Consider the following 20,044-nt stretch of genomic DNA (forward strand, 5'->3'; position numbering starts at 1 on the left):
GTCGACATGGGCCGCACCGCCCCCGGTTTGGCTAATAACTTTTAAATTGGGTAAGCGTTCAAGCAGCGCTGAAGTGATAGGGGTACGTTCACGAATTAATACAAGCGCATCCGCGTGATAAAACCGTGCCACCAACGCTTCAAAATCGGTCAGCGTATCGTGATAAATAGTCACGTTGTGCCCGTTGAGCATTGCATAGGCATCCAAATGGCGTACACAGTCCTGGTAGTCATCAGAAATCACGATATTCATTGGCAGGTCCTTGGTCGGTGTAAGATCATCGAAAAAAGCAGCGCCGATAGCGTGCTGTTATAAGGTGATACTACTCTCACGCTAGGCAATCAAGGATCAACGAATGAGCGATTATTTATTAGAGGATTCCCCGTTAAGTGCTGGCATGATTTACCGTCTACTCTCGGGAAGTATCTGCCCTCGCCCGATTGCATGGGTGGCCACGCAGGATGTCAGCGGGAAAGACAACCTTGCCCCCTTTTCGTTTTTCAATGTGGCAAGTGTAACCCCGCCTGTTTTGGCCTTTTCGCCACTTCTGGATGGCAGTGGGCAGTCTAAAGATACCCTGCGCAATCTAGAGGAGTTGCCGGAGTGCGTAGTGCATGTTGGCAGTGAAGCGCTGATTGAAGCATTGAATACAACCAGTGCCAGCCTGCCCAGAGAGGAAGATGAGTTTACGCTTGCAGGGCTTGAGAAAACTCTAATGTCAGGCGTCACAGTGCCACGCATTGCTGCATCCCCAGTTGCCTTTGGTTGCAAGCTTTATGATCTGATTCGCTTTGGTGACCAGCCTTTGGCAGGTACGCTCGTGCTGGCGCAGATAGTCTCTATTCATATTGACGACACCTTATGGGATGGCCGTCACGTGGATGTCGATTTACTCAAGCCGATTGGTCGACTAGCGGGCAGTGACTACGCTCGCGCCACTGATCGCTTTGCTATTGAGCGCCCGGCTTAGGGAGCTGCTTTTGCCTTGGCCTACCAAGTCTGGTCCGAGCCCAGTACCTTATGAGTGTGCATGAGACCTGCACTGTCGTTGCCACAACACAAGACACCTACACGTTTATCTTAATGCTGTTGCAGTGTTTTCTTTCAGCAAGCGTGCTCTAAGCACGTTCGCTGTTTTACGCTCAAGGCTTGATTTCTCCAAGCTGTGGCTGCACTGATTAATGAATAGCTCGTGAATATACGTAAACCAGAGAGGCAACATGACCACATTAGTAATAGGTGCCAATGGGCAGATCGGTAAACAGTTTTGTGAACTCGCCCAACAGGCTGGGGAGCCGATTAAGGCAATGATTCGGGATGAAAGCCAAGCAGAGTGGTTCAGCGAGCGTCAGATCCCCATCATTGTGGCTGATCTTGAGGGTGAGTTTGAACACGCCTTCGAGGATTGCGATCAGGTGATTTTTACTGCTGGCTCAGGCCCGCATACTGGACCGGATAAAACGCTCATAATTGACCTTTATAGTGCTATCAGAGCCGCTGATATCGCCAGTGAAAAAGGGCTTGATCGCTATATCATGGTGAGTGCTATTCGCGCAGAACATCCACTTGAAGCACCCGAAAAGATGCGCCCTTACATGGCCGCCAAGTTTGCAGCGGATAGCCATCTACGTTTTGCCAAGGTTCCCCATGTCATCCTTAAGCCAGGCCCCTTGACTAACGAGAAGGCAACGCACGGGTTTGCCGGGACGATGGAGGCATCCCCCGAACAATCCATTACCCGGGCAGATGTTGCCCATGCCTTGCTGCACGTTGTGAAAACACCTACGTTGAAAGACAGGGAGTTCACGCTCTTGAACGGTAAGGAACGTATTAGTGACTTGGTGCGTTGAGCCTGAGCATCACATATTAACGATTGAAGCGCCTATTGGCGTCATTGCCGCTCACCCAGTCGCTTACCGTGAATGGTTGGCGGCTGCACTTGGTACATCGCTTTGTTGATTTTAATGAAGCGACGCCTTGCGATGTGGTATTGCACGGCCACTCTCATAAGCCCCGCAATGAATGGCAGGGGGATCGTCTGCTCTTTAATCCTGGTGCGGCGGGCAAGCGCCGATTTAAGCTTCCCCTTACCCTTGGCAAATTATGGCTTGAAGAGCGCCACATAAAGCGTGCCATTATGCATCTACCGGTTTGACCGCGTGTTTTCGCTATAAAAAAATCAGTGTAGTAATGGCGTACTACCGCTATCGAAAACGCGCTTGCTAGGCTTGTGTGGCACACGCAATGTGTGCGCAACGACAAAACAAGAAGGAGTACGGAGATGACCAGCAAGCGCATTCTGATGATTACCGGCGACTTTACTGAAGATTACGAGACCATGGTTCCTTTCCAGGCATTGATGGCCGTTGGTCATCAGGTTGATGCTGTTTGCCCTGGCAAGGCATCGGGCGACACCGTGGCGACAGCGATTCATGATTTCGAAGGTGATCAAACCTATTCTGAAAAACCTGGCCACCGCTTTGCGCTCAATGCCGATTTTGAGCGTATCGATCCCGCTGACTATGATGCGCTGGTGGTGCCCGGTGGGCGTGCTCCGGAATATCTACGCTTGAATCAGGATGTGTTGGCGATGGTTCGGCACTTTTTTGAAGCCAATAAGCCTGTCGCTGCGATTTGCCACGGCGCGCAATTGCTAGCCGCTGCAAACGTGCTCAAAGGCAGACAGTGTTCTGCATACCCGGCTTGCCAGCCAGAAGTTGAGTTGGCAGGCGGACATTTCGCCAGCATTGAGGTAAATGAGGCGGTAACCGATGGCAATCTGGTGACGGCGCCCGCTTGGCCAGCCCACCCAGCTTGGCTTGCTCAATTTATGGCGCTGCTAAACCAGTGAGCGCTGGGTCGTTAGCGTAATCATACAAAGCAAAGCCTACGCGCCTAACCGACATGCACCTAACAGAAATTAGGCGCGTAGTGTATTTGCCCGCTATGCTAACGGCTTACCTGAACGTTAAGAGATCACACCCATGTGCAAACTCTTTATTCACGCTAATCCTGAGTTATGGTCCAGCGCGACGCATTCACTGCGTATTGATGGCATGGTGACGAGCGTGCGAATGGAGCACTACTTCTGGCTCATTTTGGAAGAGATCGCCACGCGTGATGGTATGAATACGGCTCAACTGATTACTCGCCTGTATCATGAATCTATCGATGCCGGACACGACCTGGGTAACTTCACCTCGTTTTTACGCGTGTGTGCGCTACGCTATCAGGCGCTTCAACTAACGGGAGATATTCCCACTCATCATGAGATACCGATTGCGACGCTGGATGCTGAGGAGATACTCGTGCGTGAAGGCCGATCCAGGCACAGCCAGGTTCACTAATCACTAATCACTGACCGCCTCAGCGTTAAAGCGAGTAGCGATAAAGCCAGTACGTGAGATAGCAGGTGAGACAGTACGTGAGACAGTCATTAACAGGATTTTTATGACAGATGTTGCCACTGCGGTGCGCCAATTACTCGCCACGGCACCCGAAAAAACATTACCGATCACCTATCAGCAAGTGGCTGTGGCGTTGGGTCTGACACCTCCACGTACTATTCAGCGGGTGGCTCAGGCGCTAGAGCAGCTTATGCGCGATGATGCTGCTACCCATCAGCCGTTTATCGCCGCGCTGGTGGTAAGCCGCCGGGGCGATAATATGCCCGCCGCTGGTTTTTTTGAGCTGGCTGTAGCGCTGGGGCGCTTTCCCGATGACACCACGCAACATGCCAAGGCGTATCGTCATGAATATCAGCAGGTATTGGCGTCGCGCTCAAACGCGTAACCTTATTTAGACGGCTTTCGTAACGGGTCCAGCAAGTCGCTTAACCCATTATGGTCAATTTCCTGCATTAATTGCAGCAGTTGGCCAATCTCTCCCGATGGAAAACCCTCCCGTGCAAACCAGTTAAGATATGGCCCAGGCAAATCAGCAATCAGCCAGCCCTGGTGCTTGCCGAACGGCATCGTGCGGGTTACCAGTTTTTCAAGGTCTTCAGGTCTCATGTCTTACTTTCCTTTGGGCTTATCTATCGCGCTGGTTTCCGAAAAGATGTAATTTTGTTAGACTTTGGTCGACAAATAATACCCCCTCGATGTCGGGCATTTACAGCTTCGGCAAGTTATTTCTGTATCATCAGGATATGACATGCATAAACATTTACGTTTTTTACTCTGCACACCGCTCTTAGCGTTTGCAGCGATGCCCGTTGCGGCGGATGAGCCTGTTGATGTTGTATTAATTGGTGGCGGTATCATGAGCGCCACACTAGGTACCTATCTTCAAGAATTAGAACCCGACTGGGATATCCACCTTTACGAGCGCCTGAGCCAGGTCGCTGAAGAGAGTTCCAACGCCTGGAACAATGCAGGCAGCGGTCACTCTGCCTTCATGGAAATGAACTATACGCCAGGTGATGGTGACCACGTTGAAATTGAACGTGCGGTTAACGTTACCGAGCAGTTTGAAATTTCCCGCCAGTTCTGGGCCCACCAGGTTGACCAAGGCATTTTGAGCGACCCAAAAGCCTTTATCAACTCAGTGCCGCACCACGCGTTGGTATGGGGGGAAGATGATGTTGCTTTCCTGCGCGAACGCTATGCACGCATGACTGAAAACCCGCTATATGAAGGCATGGAATACTCGGAAGATCGCCAGGAAATCGCTGAGTGGATGCCGTTGGTGATGGCTGGCCGTGATGAGAATACGCCGGTTGCCGCGACCCGTATGCAGATGGGTACGGAAGTTAACTACGGCGCGCAGACTCGCCAGATGATTGAAGGCTTAGGCGATAGCGATAACTTCACGCTTTCGCTTAACAGTGAAGTGCGTGGCCTTGAGCGTAATGACGACGATACCTGGCATGTGACGATCAAAAACCTGGAAAGCGGTGATGAATCCAGCGTTGATGCACGGTTTGTGTTCATTGGTGCGGGCGGTGCTGCGCTGCCGCTGCTTCAGGAATCTGGTATTCCGGAAGCGGATGCTTACGCCGGTTTCCCGGTGGGTGGCCAGTTCCTTTACACCACCAACCCTGACGTTGTTGCCCAGCACCAGATCAAGGTGTATGGCAAAGCCGGTGAAGGTTCACCGCCGATGTCGGTTCCACACCTGGACTTCCGTAACCTGGATGGCGAGCCTGCGCTGTTCTTTGGTCCATTTGCCACCTTTTCAAGCAAGTTCTTGAAAGAAGGCTCCTGGACCGACCTGTTTGGCTCCATAACATTTAACAATATCTGGCCGACAACCCAGGTGGGGTTGCATAACTTCAATCTGGTGAGCTACCTGGTGGGTCAGGTAATGATGTCCGATGACGACCGCTTTGAAGCGCTGCAGGACTTTTTCCCTGAAGCGAACAGCGATGATTGGAAGCTTTGGACCGCCGGTCAGCGGGTTCAAATCATCAAGAACGACCCTGAACGTGGCGGCCTGCTGCAGTTTGGTACCGAAGTGGTAAGTGCTGAAGACGGCTCAATCGCCGCACTTCTGGGTGCTTCACCCGGTGCCTCAACTGCGCCACCCATTATGCTGCATTTGCTGGAAAACGTGTTTGCTGAGCAAGTGCAAAACGGTGCGTGGCAGGAAAAGCTGACCGAAATCGTACCGTCTTACGGCCAGCGCCTTTCTGAAAACCCGGAGCTGTTGCGTGAAATGAGGGTATACACGGCAGAAGCGCTTAAGCTGAACGAGCCGATGAATGCTGCTGAAACAGATACAGACGTTCAAGCGGAAGTTGAAAACGTGCAGCCTGAATCAGAAGCCGCTGATGCCGGTGATGAAAGCAGCGCTGACGAAAACGCTGATACACAAAGCGAAGAGCAGGACGCCGAAACAGAGGAAGTTGCTCTGTAAGGTTTTGCCTGCTTAAGCCCTGAATGCACTAGCGTGTCATGTCAGGTGCGGTCGATAACGCTAGCCCCTTTTTAAGGGGCTAGCGTTTTTTTTGGATTCAATAGTGGGGATTGGCAGCTTCACAAATCAGTTGGGCAAGCGCACGAGCTGGGGCGCTTAACTGGCTGCTTGCGCGATGAATCAATCCTACATCCCGATGAAACGTATGTTCACCCAGCGGGATGGCGCGCACCGCTGGTGGCCAGGGCTGCAGGACGGCTACTTCTGGCACCAGGGCAATGCCCACGCCGTTGGCCACCAATTGGATAATGGTATCCAGCTCGTCCACTTCACACAGCTCATGCACATGGCAGTGCTGGGCGCGTAAAAAGTGGTCGACTTGGCGGCCGCCAAACGAGGTGCGGTCGTAACGCACAAAAGGTCCGTGGCTGAGTCGTTCGCGCCAATCATCGCCTTCCGTTAAGGCCGGGACTATTAGGCGGTAAGGTTCATGGGCCAGTGGTGTCCAGCGTAAATCGCTGTGCAGTGAGAAAGGCGGGCGAATAATGGCCGCCATATCAAGCTCGCCTGCATCCACCTGATTGACCAGCGCCATGGAGAGCCCTGGCACCACGTGGCTTCGGCAGTCGGGATAGGCTCGGTGAAAACGGGCCAAGGCACTGGGCAGTAGCGAGCGCTGAATGGAGGCAATGGCGCCTATGTTCACCGGCGTGCTCGCAGGCTTGTCAGTATTGGCTTCGCCAAGTGTCCGGTAAAGGGCTAAGAGGGTATGCGCCTGATGAAGAACTTCCTGACCTTGCGCCGTTAATACCGCCGCACGCCCTTTTCGGGCAAACAGGGTAACGCCCAGCTGTTCTTCCAGCCGCTTCATCTGTGCGCTAACAGCCGCTTGCGTTAAGCCAATTTTCTGGCCTGCCGAGGCAAAGGTGCCTTCTTGAGCAACGGCTGTTAGGGTTTTAAGCTCTCGTATCATTGATAAATAATATTTGTGAATGAGCTAAAAAGATATTGATTTTATTTTTATAAAGCTCGGCCTAGGATGATCATCACGGGTTGGCACTTTGTGTCACTCATTACATAACGATAGCGAGCAGGAGACCACTATGAGCCTTTCCCCCTTTCATCTGGCCATCCCGGTTTACGATGTAGCGCTAGCCCGGGCTTTTTACAACGACGTTTTTGGTCTGGAAGAAGGGCGCTCCAGTGACAACTGGGTCGACTTCAACTTTTTTGGTCACCAACTGGTAATTCACGGCCACCCTAAAACGCCCAGCCAAGAGAATGCTCATACCAACCCGGTAGATGGCCACGACGTACCGGTGCCGCATTTCGGCGTAATTTTAGAGTGGGAGGAGTGGGAAGCACTTGCTGAGCGCTTGACGTCACGCAACACCGTTTTTGTGATCGAGCCTTACGTACGCTTTAAAGGCGAAGTGGGCGAGCAAGCCACCATGTTCCTGCTCGACCCCTGTGGTAACGCGCTAGAGTTCAAGGCGTTCAAGGACAAGAGCCAAATATTTGCAAAGTAAGTCTGCAAAGTAATTTCGCCAAGTGAGCTAGCCAAGTAAGCGATAACTACCCTTGCAGCATCTGCTCCTGGCGGCGATGTTGCAGGGGAGATTCGCCAAAGTAGCGTTTATAGTCACGGCTGAATTGCGGCACGCTACGATAGCCGACCGCCAAGGCCGCTTGGTTGACATTATGATCCTGTTGCGACAGAAGCTGCTGGGCTTTTATCAACCGTAGCCGCTTCAGGTACTGGGCAGGCGAGACGCGAGTAATCTGCTTGAAATAGTGATGGAACGTCGAAACGCTCATACTGGCTCGCTGAGCCAGCTGTTCAACCGTAAACTCATCGGCGAAGCTTACGTGAAGCTTCGATAGCACCTGCACAATGCGTGAATAGTGCCCTTGGCCGTTCACCAGCGCCCTGAGTGCGGGCCCCTGCTCTCCTTTCAGCGCCTCGAAAACCACCTCGCGGATACGCGACACCCCCATGACCGCGCACTCTGTTTCGCATTTCAGCGTGTCTGCCAAGCGGGTAACGGCATCCTGCATTCCTTCTGTCATGGCAACCGACGCCATGGGCTTGGGAGAAAGAGCGGGTGCGCCGGTATCGCCCATGGTCATGACCATCTCGCTTAACAGGGCAGGATCCAGCTTTACCGAAATGCCCAGCAGCGGCGCTTCGGGTGAGCCATGAGTTTCACACTCAAACGGCAGCGGCAGGGTCTGTACCAGGTAGTGGCCGGGATTGTAGTGAATTTCACGATCGCCCAGATAGCCTACTTTCCGGCCCAGGGCGATAACGGTCAGGCTGGGCTCATACAGTAGCGGAGTGCGCACTTGGTGGCGCCTAAGGCAGAGCAGCGAGACGCCCGGTAGATGCGACTGGGTGATGCCGTCTGCCTTGGTTAGCGCTGCAATAGTGCGCGCCAAGGGCGGGTAGGTAGGAAGCAACGAACTCATGAAGACCTGCCATAAACGTGCAAAAAATGGGTGACTTCGGATAATAGTGCCATAATATCGGCTTATTTTTGTTATTTTATCACAGTGATTTGTAGGAATAGGCAAAAAATACGGAGCTTCGCTCATCGTTATTGCGGTTTAATCGGCGAATAATGGTCAGGCGTCCTCACGGTCACGAGGATCACCGATTTAAGGAGTTTTATCTGATGAGCCAAGCTAAATCCTACGCTGCCTTTGCGGCGGATAAACCGTTAGCGCCTTTTTCATTCGAGCGTCGTCAACCGCGTGCCGATGATGTCGCCATAGAAATTCTTTACTGCGGTGTTTGTCATAGCGACCTGCACTTTGCTCAGAACGATTGGGGTATGAGCCAATACCCGGTCGTGCCGGGGCATGAAATTGTAGGCCGAGTAACCTCGGTAGGCAGTCAAGTGAGCCGTTTTAAAGCAGGCGATTTAGTTGGCGTTGGCTGCATGGTTGATTCTTGCCGCACCTGTAGTGCCTGTAACGATGGTGTTGAACAGTACTGCCAGGAAGGGTCCACCATGACCTACGGTAGTGAAGACCGCCAGGACGGCACGATTACCCAGGGTGGTTATTCCGATAGCATCGTGGTGAGCGAACATTTCGTGTTGAGCATGCCTGATGGCATCGACCTTGCCTCTGCAGCCCCTATTTTGTGCGCAGGTATCACTACCTATTCGCCGCTTAAGCACTTTGGTATTGGCAAAGGACATAAGCTGGGCGTTATCGGTATGGGCGGTTTGGGCCATATGGCTGTGAAACTGGCCAAAGCACTTGGAGTAGAAGTGACCGTCTTTACCCGTTCCGATGCCAAGGTAGAAGAAGCCAGGCGTAATGGCGCCGACCATGTGGTGGTTTCAAGCGACCCAGCACAGATGGAAGCCGTGGCTGAGAGCTTTGACTTCATGATGGATACCGTACCCGTTCAGCACGACCTAAATCCTTACCTAAAGGCGCTTAAATACGACGGTACGCATATTCTTGTTGGTTTGCTGGAGCCTATCGAGCCTCCTATTGAAGCCTTCAATCTGGTATTCAAGCGTCGCGTCGTGGCAGGTTCTTTAATTGGTGGCATTGCTGAAACACAAGAACTTTTAACGCTGTGTGCCGAGCAAAACATCACGTGTGATATCGAAATGTTGGATATCAATAATATCAACGAAGGGTTTGAGCGCATGGCGAAAGGCGATGTGCGTTATCGTTTCGTGATTGATATGGCAACCCTTAAAAATACCGCTGTTTAAAAAAAGCGTCGGTATTTACCCATCGTGGCCTGAGCCATGGTGGGTTTTTTTATACCTTTTAGTTATACATAGGTCGATAGTGGCACATAAAGTACTTCAGCTTGGTTTACTCTTGCCGATAGTAATGAACAACCATAAACGGCAAGGGAATCAACTGGATGAGACATCTCTCTATTAAGTGGACTTTGACCGCAGCGCTCGCGTTGATGGTATTGATGATAGGACTGATAAGTGGATTGGGGTTTTATGCCAATCACACCAGCGGCCGAGCGCTTGAGGAGTTAGCCGATGTCAATGTTCGGTTAACCAATCTTGCCAACCGTACCCAAGTCAATGCACTCAGAGCACAAACGTTCCTGGACCGTTTTGCGAGCTTCAGTACGCAAGGCAATCCTGATAAAGGCCTGGAAAGCCTTCAACTGGCGATTGAGGCCGTAGCAATGGCCCAGGCGAATTTTGATGAATTCAGTGCGTTGTCGGTGCCAGAAGAAAGTGAGCTTGCCGGCTACCATGAGGCTGTTGTTTTAAGCTACGAGGCATTTGTTACCAACGGCATTGTGCCCCTGCTGGAGGCTCCGCCGTTCCAAGTGCAGCGTCACCAGGAGGCATTAGGCGAGAGTGGTGTACGGCTGGATGAGGCCATGAACGATTTTATCGCTTACACCGAAGCGCGGGGACAGCGCGTGATCGAGCAGGTGGGGAATTTGACCCAAATGGTCGGCGTGATTGCGTTAGCGTTGCTCATCCTTTCGTTAGTGGCCGCTACTATTATCCGTATGGCCATGATGCACAGCGTCGTGCGCCCGCTTAACCAGGCAATAGCGCATTTTGCCACCATTGCCGAAGGAGATTTGACCGACCGCATTGAAGCGCGAGGGCGTAACGAGGTGGGCCAATTGTTCAGCGCCCTGGCGGACATGCAGGCCAAGCTGAAAGCACTGGTGCACTCTCTACGCAGTAGCAGCGAGAGTGTTTTTAATGGCGCGGGCGATATTTCATCGGGAAGTCAGGACCTCTCTTCGCGCACTGAGCAGCAGGCATCTGCGCTGCAGCAAACAGCTTCCAGCATGGAGCAAATGTCAGCGACCGTAAGCAAAAACGCAGAAACCGCTCACACTGCAGACCAGCTGTCGATTGCTGCTTCTCAATCAGCGGAAGCTAGCGGCGAAGAAGTGCAGCGCACGGTACAGTTGATGCGTGACATTGCATCCAGCGCAAACCGCGTTAACGACATTATCGGGGTTATTGACTCGATTGCTTTTCAAACCAATATCCTCGCCCTTAATGCATCGGTTGAAGCTGCTAGAGCCGGGGAGCAGGGGCGTGGGTTTGCGGTTGTTGCCAGTGAGGTTCGCTCGTTGGCTACGCGCAGTGCCGCCTCTGCCAAAGAAATTCGTGACTTGATTGGGCAAACAACATCACAAATTAACGGCGGCGCGGAACAGGCTGAACGCAGTGGACATACGATTCAACAAACGGTGCAGGCGATTGGGCAGGTAACCACGTTGATGAGCGAGATATCCACGGCAAGTCGTGAGCAGGATGGGGGCATTGAACAGATTAATGCCGCACTCACTGAAATGGACTCGGTCACGCAGCAAAATGCTGCCCTGGTGCAACAAACCAGTAGTGCAGCCAGCGCGCTTGAAGATCAGGCGCAACAATTAGCCACGTTGATAGCGACGTTTCGGCTAGATGAGCAGGCGCCTATCACCTCATCAAACCAACTACCTGCGAAAAAAGCCGTCGTAAAAGAGAGTGTTGGTAAAGAGAGTATTGCTAAAGAGAGGGCAACTGAGGAGTGGGACGCGTTTTAACCGTTTTAACTGTTTTAACTACTCTAGCTGTTTTAAGAACGGGGGCTGGATGCCTGCCAGGGCTACAAGCATGTTGCTCTGGCAGGCGGCCTGTAACAGGTTATACGTGGGCTGAGACGCGTAAGCGGACATAATCTGCTGTCCAGTTTCCTTGGCCATCTTTTAAGCTATGACCAAGAAGAATCATGGTGTTATCCATAATTGAGTCTCGAAGGTCATCTTCTAATCCATGTAAAAACGGATTGGCGAAGGTTTCAAGCCAGCCTGCCATCCCCGCCGGTAACGCGGTGGGACGTGGAAGCAGCTCAATTGAGTCTATCTGAAAACCAACCGTTTGCAGCAGGTGCGCGTACTCTTCTGTGGTCGGAAAATACCAGGGGTGCCGACCGCGAGCGCTAATACCCCGAAACTGAAGCGAAGCAATGAGCGCGGTACAAATAGCCGCGACATTACCGTGCCCGCCAAACTCAGCCACGAACCGCCCACCCGGTTTTAAAGCACGCTTAACGCCAGAAAGAACAGCCTGAGGATCCAGCATCCAATGAAGTGAGGCGTTACTGAAAACGGCATCAAATTCGTGGTCAAACGGAAGCTCATGGGCATCAACAACGCGAGCAGTAACGCCGCGTTGGCGTGTGGCTGTCACCATTTCCTCTGATGAGTCAATGCCTAATACATCAGCACCAAGATGCATTAAACGTTCGGTTAGTACGCCGTCGCCGCAGCCCAGATCCAAAATGCGCTGGCCTGGTTGTGGCGAGAGCAGCTTTACGACGTCACTGCCTAATTTGGGAACAAAATGGGCATTTTCCGCATATTGTCCGGCATTCCACTCTTGACCATAGGCATCAGATTTAATGTTATTCATGGCAGCTTCCTGGCATCGTTATGTTTCATCAGGGGATTATCAAAGAGTATAGCCTGAAGCGCTACAACATCCTTGTATGTAAAGAAAATTTCTTAACGCTAAGCGATTCCATTAGTGGAATATTCGTGACCTGCCGATAGCTGCTACCTTGATAGATAAACCAGCGAGTAGGGAATTCAATAATGGCAGGCGGATGGGCAAAAGAGGGTGCCGAACAAGAGCAAATCGAAAGAACACTGGATGATGCTGTCGAGCTTGCCCGCAGTCGGCTGCCGCAGGGCAAAAGCCGTAAGTATTGTGAGGAGTGCGATGAGGTGATTCCTGAGGCGCGCCGCCTTGCAGTCCCCGGGGTTCGCTTGTGCGTTGTTTGCCAGAACGAGCACGACAAGAAACAGTCGAACGCTAGCAGCTATAATCGCCGAGGTAGTAAAGACAGCCAGCTTCGCTAAGCAAGCCCATGTTTGCGCTTATTGGATAAAAGCGTTTAGCAGTAGGCTATTAGCGTGCGGCTGTGCGATTCTAGTGTTGATAAGCGATACTGATTTATAAAGGCGAGGTACCATGAACGACGTTATTAAACTCTTGAAATCCCACCGTTCAGTTCGAAAATTCAAGGATCAGCCGATTGCACGTGAGCTTCTGATCGAACTTATCCAAGCGGGTCAAGGCGCGGCAACGTCCAGTCATGTTCAAGCCTATACGGTTATTCATGTTACAAATTCGGCTAATCGCGAACAGATTGCTGAGTTAGCGGGTGGCCAGTCTTATATTGCCAGTTGTGCAGACTTTCTGGTCTTCTGTGCCGATATGAAGCGCCCAACCGAGGCATCAGAGCGGGCGGGTTCCAACGTTGTTCGAGGGATGACAGAACAGCTGTTGGTAGCCACGGTAGACACTGCCGTAATGGCGCAGAATGTTGCGACAGCTGCTGAATCAGAAGGGCTGGGCATCTGTTATATTGGCGGCATTCGCAATAACCCCCAAGCGGTTAGCGATCTGTTAAAGCTGCCTGAGCATGTTTACCCTGTATTTGGTATGTGCCTTGGCTATCCGTCTCATGAACCGGAGGTAAAGCCCCGCCTGCCGGTTGAAGCGATCTTAAAAGAAGACTACTACAGCGACGACAGTGCGCAGGTGCAAGCGTTTGATGACACCATGCAGGCGTATTATCAGTCGCGTAGCAGTGGCAATAAAGACTCCGATTGGTCACAAAACCTGAAGCCGCTGTTTGATAACAAACTACGACCCCATATGCGTGACTTCTTGATTCAGCGTGGCTTTGAAATGAAGTAGCCCAAACGGCACCTTGCTTATGACCGCCATCGCTCCTCTTCCCGATGCTTCATGAGTGATCGAATTCACTGCTGCCAGGAGGTGGCAGTGATAGTCTGGAAGCCGCCGTTTTTGAGGAAGCACTATGTGTAAGTTACGAACAGGGTATAAGCGACAAACGGGCTTTGGCCTATTATTGGTAGTGACGATGTCGGCTGCAGGATGCAGCGATTCCGAAGACGAACCCCCGCGTAATTTATCTGAACAGACAGCTACCAGCACGCAACCGGCTGACGCTTCTGTAGCGGAAGAGCCTGCGACCATCGTACCCTTGGAAGTCGCTATTTCGACATCGGTTGCCTTGCGCCCTGATCGGCGTCTGATGGTGGAGGGAGAAACCAATCTACCTGATCAGGCGCAGGTGCAGGTTATTGTCGAGCGCGAAGTGAGTCGTGTGCGCTGGAGGGCGCGTGCGCGGGTTAGTGACGGAGGCTTTATTGCCGGTCCATTTGGTTCAGGAAGCGGTTTGCCGGATGGTGGCTATATCGTACAGGTGCAGCTTTCCGAAGCCAGTGTGCAGCCTCAAACCGTACAAGCCGTGATCGGTAATCGCGGGGAGAATTTGGCGGGAGAGCTGGTTAGCCAATCCCGCCATGGGTTGGGTCAAGTGGCCACCTACTCACGCCGTTTCTTGGTGGGGGAGGAGCCAAGACGAACACGTGACCAGGTGGAAGTGCATTAACATTTACGGGGATGTAGATGCTTTAGACAGAACGCCAATGGGCTAGCAGTACCGCATGTATTTCTACGTCAGAAGGCGCTTTTGCAAAGTGCTCAAGTACAAAACGCTCATCGCGACTGACAAGATAATGCCCGGCTTTATGAAATACGTGCGTCGGGCCCAGCAGCAGTAAATCATTGGCTGCGACGGGTGAAAAGTCAGTGCCTGAATCTGGCGTTGCCATAACACAGGGTGCTTTCCAGTCGATATTTAACGCTAAATGGTGTGGAACGGTAATTGTCGTTGCTTGCACCTGTTCCCAGGGGAGGGGGCCAGTGTGTTTCAACGTCAACAGTTGAGGGGCGGTGTCGCCTTCCAGCAAGGTAGCAAGTGAACAATCCAACGCCTCGGCTAGAGCGACCAAACGCTCGTGACCAATTTGTTTAATTGCACCTGATTCCCAGTAGGAAATAGTAACATCCGACACGCCAACGTTACGTGCTAGGGCAGCTTTGTTGAGCTTGGCCCTAAGACGCAATTGCTTAATACGTGAGCCTAGCGATTCCATTTCGATTTCCTATAATTGAGCTGTGTAAGCTCGTTAAGTTTACTTCAACCACAGTTGCAGCGATGTGAGCACGCTTAGTGCGTTTAAGCACTTTTTATAAGCATGATCGCCGATCATCGACGCCGCGCCATACTAAGCGATTGTTCAGTGTCGCGCATCTTGTAATCTTATAACCGTATTACTTTTTGTAAGACGCTTTAATATGAAAGTCGTTCCATCTACAGCGCTGTTGGTTATGCGTAGGGTAGGTATAATATCGCTACGCTTTCTCGCTATAAGGATGTCTTGATGACCGTTCGTACTCGCATTGCACCTTCCCCGACGGGGGATCCCCACGTTGGCACGGCGTATATTGCGCTGTTCAATTTATGCTTTGCGCGTCAGCATGGCGGGCAGTTTATTTTGCGCATTGAAGATACGGACCGCGTACGCTCAACGCCTGAGTCAGAGCAGATGATTCTGGACTCCTTGCGCTGGCTTGGGTTGGAGTGGGATGAGGGGCCTGACGTTGGCGGCCCACACGGTCCGTACCGCCAAAGCGAACGTGGCGATATTTATGCGCAGCATGCTCAACAGTTGCTGGACGCTGGCCATGCGTTTAAATGCTACCGCACTGCAGAAGAGCTGGATGAGCTGCGTGAGTCGCGTAAGGCAGCAGGCTTGCATCTGGCGCTCAAGCCGGGTGACCTGGCTTTGGATGACGCAGAAGCTGCACGCCGGCAGCAGGAAGGCTGGCCTTATGTCGTGCGTATGAACGTGCCCAGCGAAGGTGTCTGTGTAGTAAACGATATGCTGCGCGGTACGATTGAAGTGGAGTGGGCACAAGTTGACGCGCAGATACTGCTCAAGTCGGACGGCATGCCTACTTACCATTTGGCGAATGTGGTAGATGACCATTTAATGGAAATCACGCATGTGCTGCGTGGCGAAGAATGGATTAACTCTGCACCCAAACACCAGCTGTTATATGAATACTTTGGTTGGGAAATGCCTGAGCTATGCCATATGCCGCTTTTGCGTAATCCCGACAAATCCAAGCTGTCCAAACGTAAAAATCCCACGTCGATTAATTTCTATCGTCGGATGGGCTTTTTACCTCAAGCGGTTACCAATTACCTTGGCCGTATGGGCTGGTCCATGCCGGATGAGCGCGAGAAATTTAGCTTACCCGATATGATGGCCGAGTTTGATATTCAGCGTGTATCGCTGGGCGGCCCGGTGTTTGATCTTGAGAAGCTTACCTGGCTCAACGGCGTTTATATCCGCGAGGACCTGGATGATGATGCGCTGCTTACTGCGCTGCGCGAATGGGCGTTTAATGATGCCTATGTAAGGCAAATTTTGCCCCAGGTACGTCCACGCGTAGAAACACTTTCACAAATCATGCCGCTAGCCGGGCACTTCTTCTCAGGCTTACCTACGCTTACAGAAGATGACTTCGCCAGTATTAAGCTGGAGAAAGACGAGTTAGTGAAATTGCTGCAGTTCCTGGTCTGGCGCTTCGAGGTGCTACCTGCCTGGGATAAAGAAGCGTTGCTGGCCGAAGTAAAGAGCTTGTCAGCGTATTTCGAGCTTAAAATGAAAGTATTCTTGGCGCCGATTTTTATTGCGATTACAGGCAGTAGCTCAAGCACGTCTGTTATGGATGCCATGGCGATTCTGGGGTCCGATATCACTCGTGCGCGTCTGCGCAACGCTATTGATGTGCTGGGTGGCGTTTCCAAGAAACAAGCGAAACGTTTTGAAAAAGAGTACCGCGATCTGTAAGTCGTTCAGCTAATGGCTGCAGGAAACGCCATTCTCCATTGACGTTAGGCGTCTGGCGTTTTTCTGGGGTATTAATGCGCTTGACGAAGACGAGCGTAATCAGTATTATACGCTCCGTCTTCAGGACATGTGGGGCCTTAGCTCAGCTGGGAGAGCGCAACACTGGCAGTGTTGAGGTCAGCGGTTCGATCCCGCTAGGCTCCACCATTTAGTTTGTTTGTCGTAACGTCCCATTCGTCTAGTGGTCCAGGACACCGCCCTTTCACGGCGGTAACAGGGGTTCGAACCCCCTATGGGACGCCATCTCTTTTATACTCTTCTATCCCCATATTGATGTAGTAATGAACTCTTTCATTTGCTGCGTTTTTTCCTGCCTGTTATCTAGCTGAGCCGCTAAATCCTCACTTTATTTGTGGTATTTTCGCTTGACTTGTCCACTTTTGGTGGTCCTTGCTAAAGGTTGTGCACAACCCTGTGCTGCACCCGCGAAAAATATTCGAATTAACTTATCTTGTTTAAAAACAGTGACTTACATGAGGTCAAAAAATGACCAATTTAAGGGGAGGTCACTGTTCATGGCGATTCAGGGGCATTTGTGAGAGGTTATGAACAAGGTTATCCACAGATAGTGTGGAAAACATTTTTCCAACCTGGCTCTTAAAAAAGTCAAGCGCTATTACGGCCTTTTGCTCGCTTTTTGACTGGCGTTTTCGTCTATTGATGAGGTGAAGCATGCGCGTTTGGAGAGGCGTTGTTGGATGTCGTGCTAATGAGGTCAGAATGCGCGTCTAGCGCACGTATTCGAACGTGTTTAGAGGGAGTGGCTTGCGGGAGTTATTAGGCTTGGAGAGCGGTCATATACAAGCAGAGACGCTTAAACAAGGAAGGCCACCCGTGGGTGGCCTTCTTGAAGATTAAACCATCGAAAATTATTTCGACGGGTAATCGCGTTGGTCATGGCCAGTGTAAAGCTGGCGCGGACGACCAATTTTATAGCTTTCGCTCAACATTTCGTTCCAATGGGAGATCCAGCCAATCGTGCGTGATACGGCAAAGATTACCGTGAACATATTGGTGGGGATGCCCATCGCTTTCAAAATAATGCCAGAGTAGAAGTCGACGTTCGGGTAAAGCTTGCGCTCGATGAAGTATTCGTCTTCAAGCGCAATTTGCTCTAGGCGTTTGGCAATTTTAAGCTGCGGGTCGTTCGCCATGCCCAGCTCGGCGAGTACTTCGTCGCAGGTCTCTTTCATTACCTTGGCGCGGGGATCAAAGTTGCGATACACGCGGTGACCAAAGCCCATTAGCTTGAACGGGTCTTCCTTGTCTTTTGCCTTATCAATGAAGCGTTGGATGTTCTCTTCAGAGTCGTCGCCAATCTCATCAAGCATCGCCAGTACGGCTTCGTTCGCACCGCCGTGTGCCGGGCCCCATAGTGCCGCAATGCCAGCGCTAATGCAGGCAAAGGGGTTGGCGCCGGTCGAGCCTGCCAAGCGTACGGTAGAGGTGGAAGCATTCTGCTCATGGTCGGCATGTAGCATGAAAATGCGATCCATCGCTTTCGCGTAAACCGGGTTGATCTTGTACTCTTCGCACGGGTTGCTGAACATCATGTAGAGGAAATTCTCTGCATAACTCAGGTCGTTGCGCGGGTAATTAAACGGCTGACCAACATTATACTTGTGCGACATGGCCGCCAGAGTAGGCATTTTGGCGATCAGGCGAATAGCACTAATAGTGCGGTCTTCTTCTTTAGTGATATCCATGTGGTCATGGTAGAACGCCGCAAGGCCGCCTACGACGCCGCACATAATTGACATGGGGTGCGCGTCGCGGCGAAACCCTTTAAAGAAGTTGTTGATTTGGTCGTGCACCATCGTGTGATTGCGAATGCGTGCAGCGAAGTCCGTGTACTGCTCGTCGTTGGGCAGTTCACCAAAAAGCAGGGTATAGCTCAGTTCAACAAAGTTGGACTCTTTAGCCAGTTGGTCAATAGGGTAGCCGCGATGCAGCAGTACGCCTTTGCCGCCGTCAATATAGGTGATGGCAGATTGGCAAGAAGAGGTGGCCATAAAGCCAGGGTCGTAGGTGAACAGGCCTTCCGCACCTAAGCCACGGACATCAATAACGTCTGGGCCAAGGGTGCCGGAGTACATGGGTAGTTCGATCGTTTTATCAAGACCGTCTACCGTCAATGTTGCTTTCCTGTCAGCCATGTTGGCCTCCTTTCGGATTCGGGTTGGGACGTAAAGTCATTGTTTCGCATGCCGCGCCGGCGAAAAGGTTTGCCCACTATAAGAGCGCGCGACATTTTGTCAATTATGCAAAGCGCTAGGCATGGGTGGCGCGTGTATGGTTATGCAAAATTATTATCTTAGACAATTTTTGTATATGGCAAATGATAGCTATAGTAACCAGGTGTCAGAGATTTGACGAATCCTTAACAGGCTTATCAAATTATCGTGACTCTGTCACTATATCGATGCTGCATTGCAAAATCGACTCGGGCGGGCTGCTTTTTTTTGCAACATAATTGAGTTAGGTCCGAGTTCGGTTTGTCAGCAGGGGCGAAGGTTCTTATAATCCACGGCGCGCGACCGGCAGGTAGGTGGTCGTGCCCGACTTGGCAAACGGCCGAGCCCCTTCCAGCAACCACTGCCCGCTCGGGCTATGCCCGACCTGTCGCAGAGCGGGCCAAGAGAGTGTGTATAAGCCGTGAATAGCAAACGACCCGTAAATTTAGATCTAACAACGATACACTTCCCACTTCCGGCACTGACGTCGATTGCCCACCGTATTACGGGGGTTATTCTGTTCGTTGGCCTGGTGTTCGCTTTTTGGGCGTTGGGTAAGTCACTTTCATCTCCAGCAGGCTTTGATGCCGTTAGCAACGCACTTGCCAATAATTTATTGGCCAAGTTCATTGCTTGGGGACTGCTTTCTGCGCTGGCGTTCCATTTTGTAGCAGGGATTAAACACCTGTTAATGGATGCCGATATTGGTGTGACACTAGAAGGTGGTGTGCAAAAAGCACAGATCACCGTTGTGGTGAGTGCCGTTCTAATTATTCTGGCAGGAGTTTGGGTATGGTAACCAACGTCACAAGTTTTGGCCGAAGCGGACTGTCTGATTGGCTGATGCAGCGTGTGTCTGCGGTGGTGCTGGCCGTTTACACGGTCTTTATGGTGGCCTATCTGTTGTTTAATCCAGACCTTGACTACTACACCTGGAGCGGCCTGTTTAACCAAACGTGGATGCGGATCTTCTCATTGCTGGCTTTTATATCCATTGCAGCACATGCCTGGATTGGCTTGTGGACCGTAACCACTGATTACCTTAAGTCCACTGGCCTGCGCGTAGGTGCCCAGACGCTGATTATTCTGGCTATCTTCGTGTACCTGGTTTGGGGCATTCAAATTCTGTGGGGAGCTTGAT

Annotated in this window: 22 protein-coding genes, 2 tRNA genes and 1 pseudogene; 18 read left to right on the forward strand and 7 right to left on the reverse strand. The window is 51.6% G+C overall.

Going from position 1 to position 20,044, the window contains the following annotated elements; genetic code table 11:
- Positions 1-252: pseudogene (locus ACT3R4_RS15515) on the reverse strand (D-2-hydroxyacid dehydrogenase family protein); the annotation flags it as partial.
- 103 nt (positions 253-355) lie between these two features.
- Here ACT3R4_RS15515 and ACT3R4_RS15520 point away from each other — a divergent pair.
- The 6 genes from ACT3R4_RS15520 (at position 356) to ACT3R4_RS15545 (ending at position 3,792) form a co-directional block, all read left to right on the forward strand.
- On the forward strand, positions 356-970 hold the full coding sequence (locus ACT3R4_RS15520) for a flavin reductase family protein (RefSeq protein ID WP_441679650.1): 615 nt from the start codon (positions 356-358) through the stop codon (positions 968-970).
- 250 nt (positions 971-1,220) lie between these two features.
- Complete coding sequence (locus tag ACT3R4_RS15525; RefSeq protein WP_441679648.1) at positions 1,221-1,850, forward strand: NAD(P)H-binding protein; 630 nt, start codon at positions 1,221-1,223, stop codon at positions 1,848-1,850.
- A gap of 35 nt (positions 1,851-1,885) precedes the next feature.
- Positions 1,886-2,155: a metallophosphoesterase family protein gene (locus ACT3R4_RS15530; RefSeq protein WP_225733847.1), complete on the forward strand. Its 270-nt coding sequence runs from the start codon at positions 1,886-1,888 to the stop codon at positions 2,153-2,155.
- 126 nt (positions 2,156-2,281) lie between these two features.
- Complete coding sequence (locus ACT3R4_RS15535; protein WP_087106310.1) at positions 2,282-2,851, forward strand: DJ-1/PfpI family protein; 570 nt, start codon at positions 2,282-2,284, stop codon at positions 2,849-2,851.
- 133 nt (positions 2,852-2,984) lie between these two features.
- Positions 2,985-3,347, forward strand: a complete 363-nt coding sequence (locus ACT3R4_RS15540) for a ribbon-helix-helix domain-containing protein (RefSeq protein WP_441679645.1) — start codon at positions 2,985-2,987, stop codon at positions 3,345-3,347.
- 103 nt (positions 3,348-3,450) lie between these two features.
- Positions 3,451-3,792, forward strand: coding sequence for a hypothetical protein (locus ACT3R4_RS15545; protein WP_087106306.1), 342 nt, complete (start codon positions 3,451-3,453; stop codon positions 3,790-3,792).
- A 2-nt stretch (positions 3,793-3,794) separates the two neighbouring features.
- Here ACT3R4_RS15545 and ACT3R4_RS15550 read toward each other — a convergent pair whose 3' ends face one another.
- Positions 3,795-4,013: a DUF3820 family protein gene (locus ACT3R4_RS15550; protein ID WP_192536902.1), complete on the reverse strand. Its 219-nt coding sequence runs from the start codon at positions 4,011-4,013 to the stop codon at positions 3,795-3,797.
- 142 nt (positions 4,014-4,155) lie between these two features.
- Between ACT3R4_RS15550 and mqo the strand changes: the two genes are divergently transcribed.
- Complete coding sequence (gene mqo / locus ACT3R4_RS15555; protein ID WP_441679643.1) at positions 4,156-5,859, forward strand: malate dehydrogenase (quinone); 1,704 nt, start codon at positions 4,156-4,158, stop codon at positions 5,857-5,859.
- A 97-nt stretch (positions 5,860-5,956) separates the two neighbouring features.
- Here mqo and ACT3R4_RS15560 read toward each other — a convergent pair whose 3' ends face one another.
- On the reverse strand, positions 5,957-6,832 hold the full coding sequence (locus tag ACT3R4_RS15560; protein WP_441679641.1) for a LysR family transcriptional regulator: 876 nt from the start codon (positions 6,830-6,832) through the stop codon (positions 5,957-5,959).
- Between the two features lie 130 nt (positions 6,833-6,962).
- Here ACT3R4_RS15560 and ACT3R4_RS15565 point away from each other — a divergent pair, with 130 nt between their 5' ends.
- Entirely contained in the window at positions 6,963-7,388 is a 426-nt protein-coding gene (locus ACT3R4_RS15565) for a VOC family protein (RefSeq protein WP_441679639.1), read from the forward strand.
- A 46-nt stretch (positions 7,389-7,434) separates the two neighbouring features.
- Here the strand turns inward: ACT3R4_RS15565 and ACT3R4_RS15570 are convergent, their stop codons facing one another.
- Positions 7,435-8,328, reverse strand: a complete 894-nt coding sequence (locus tag ACT3R4_RS15570) for an AraC family transcriptional regulator (RefSeq protein WP_441679637.1) — start codon at positions 8,326-8,328, stop codon at positions 7,435-7,437.
- A gap of 206 nt (positions 8,329-8,534) precedes the next feature.
- On the opposite strand from ACT3R4_RS15570, the gene ACT3R4_RS15575 reads away from it, so the two are divergent.
- Both ACT3R4_RS15575 and ACT3R4_RS15580 read left to right on the forward strand, forming a co-directional pair.
- The gene (locus tag ACT3R4_RS15575; protein ID WP_087106294.1) at positions 8,535-9,596 is read left to right on the forward strand and encodes an NAD(P)-dependent alcohol dehydrogenase; all 1,062 of its coding nucleotides are present in this window, start codon (positions 8,535-8,537) and stop codon (positions 9,594-9,596) included.
- Between the two features lie 158 nt (positions 9,597-9,754).
- On the forward strand, positions 9,755-11,413 hold the full coding sequence (locus ACT3R4_RS15580; protein ID WP_441679635.1) for a methyl-accepting chemotaxis protein: 1,659 nt from the start codon (positions 9,755-9,757) through the stop codon (positions 11,411-11,413).
- 100 nt (positions 11,414-11,513) lie between these two features.
- Here the strand turns inward: ACT3R4_RS15580 and ACT3R4_RS15585 are convergent, their stop codons facing one another.
- On the reverse strand, positions 11,514-12,281 hold the full coding sequence (locus ACT3R4_RS15585; protein WP_441679633.1) for a class I SAM-dependent methyltransferase: 768 nt from the start codon (positions 12,279-12,281) through the stop codon (positions 11,514-11,516).
- Positions 12,282-12,463: 182 nt separating this feature from the next.
- Here ACT3R4_RS15585 and ACT3R4_RS15590 point away from each other — a divergent pair, with 182 nt between their 5' ends.
- From ACT3R4_RS15590 to ACT3R4_RS15600, 3 genes are all read left to right on the forward strand, one after another.
- Positions 12,464-12,730 carry a DksA/TraR family C4-type zinc finger protein gene (locus tag ACT3R4_RS15590; protein WP_172117214.1) on the forward strand — a complete coding sequence of 89 codons (267 nt, stop codon included), beginning with the start codon at positions 12,464-12,466 and terminating at the stop codon, positions 12,728-12,730.
- A gap of 112 nt (positions 12,731-12,842) precedes the next feature.
- Positions 12,843-13,574, forward strand: coding sequence for an oxygen-insensitive NADPH nitroreductase (gene nfsA / locus ACT3R4_RS15595; RefSeq protein WP_441679632.1), 732 nt, complete (start codon positions 12,843-12,845; stop codon positions 13,572-13,574).
- A gap of 124 nt (positions 13,575-13,698) precedes the next feature.
- Positions 13,699-14,295 (forward strand): hypothetical protein, encoded by a 597-nt coding sequence (locus ACT3R4_RS15600; RefSeq protein ID WP_441679630.1) that lies wholly within the window; start codon positions 13,699-13,701, stop codon positions 14,293-14,295.
- Positions 14,296-14,317: 22 nt separating this feature from the next.
- Here ACT3R4_RS15600 and ACT3R4_RS15605 read toward each other — a convergent pair whose 3' ends face one another.
- Positions 14,318-14,842, reverse strand: coding sequence for a helix-turn-helix domain-containing protein (locus tag ACT3R4_RS15605; RefSeq protein ID WP_087106281.1), 525 nt, complete (start codon positions 14,840-14,842; stop codon positions 14,318-14,320).
- A 288-nt stretch (positions 14,843-15,130) separates the two neighbouring features.
- Between ACT3R4_RS15605 and gltX the strand changes: the two genes are divergently transcribed.
- The 3 genes from gltX to ACT3R4_RS15620 all read left to right on the forward strand — a co-directional run bounded on the left by gltX (position 15,131) and on the right by ACT3R4_RS15620 (position 16,912).
- The gene (gltX, locus tag ACT3R4_RS15610) at positions 15,131-16,609 is read left to right on the forward strand and encodes a glutamate--tRNA ligase (RefSeq protein ID WP_441679629.1); all 1,479 of its coding nucleotides are present in this window, start codon (positions 15,131-15,133) and stop codon (positions 16,607-16,609) included.
- A 131-nt stretch (positions 16,610-16,740) separates the two neighbouring features.
- A tRNA-Ala gene (locus tag ACT3R4_RS15615) sits at positions 16,741-16,816 on the forward strand.
- Positions 16,817-16,836: 20 nt separating this feature from the next.
- Positions 16,837-16,912 (forward strand) — tRNA-Glu (locus ACT3R4_RS15620).
- A 626-nt stretch (positions 16,913-17,538) separates the two neighbouring features.
- Here the strand turns inward: ACT3R4_RS15620 and gltA are convergent.
- Entirely contained in the window at positions 17,539-18,825 is a 1,287-nt protein-coding gene (gene gltA / locus ACT3R4_RS15625) for a citrate synthase (RefSeq protein WP_172117211.1), read from the reverse strand.
- Between the two features lie 499 nt (positions 18,826-19,324).
- Here gltA and sdhC point away from each other — a divergent pair, with 499 nt between their 5' ends.
- A complete protein-coding gene (sdhC, locus tag ACT3R4_RS15630) occupies positions 19,325-19,702 on the forward strand; it encodes a succinate dehydrogenase, cytochrome b556 subunit (RefSeq protein ID WP_441679627.1) in 378 nt (125 codons plus the stop codon).
- A complete protein-coding gene (gene sdhD, locus ACT3R4_RS15635) occupies positions 19,696-20,043 on the forward strand; it encodes a succinate dehydrogenase, hydrophobic membrane anchor protein (RefSeq protein WP_172117210.1) in 348 nt (115 codons plus the stop codon). Before sdhC ends, sdhD begins: the two co-directional genes overlap by 7 nt.
- Position 20,044 lies beyond the last annotated feature (1 nt).

The sequence above is a fragment of the Halomonas sp. AOP7-E1-9 genome, assembly GCF_052376035.1.
In the GTDB taxonomy this organism is placed as follows: Bacteria; Pseudomonadota; Gammaproteobacteria; order Pseudomonadales; family Halomonadaceae; genus Vreelandella; species Vreelandella citrativorans.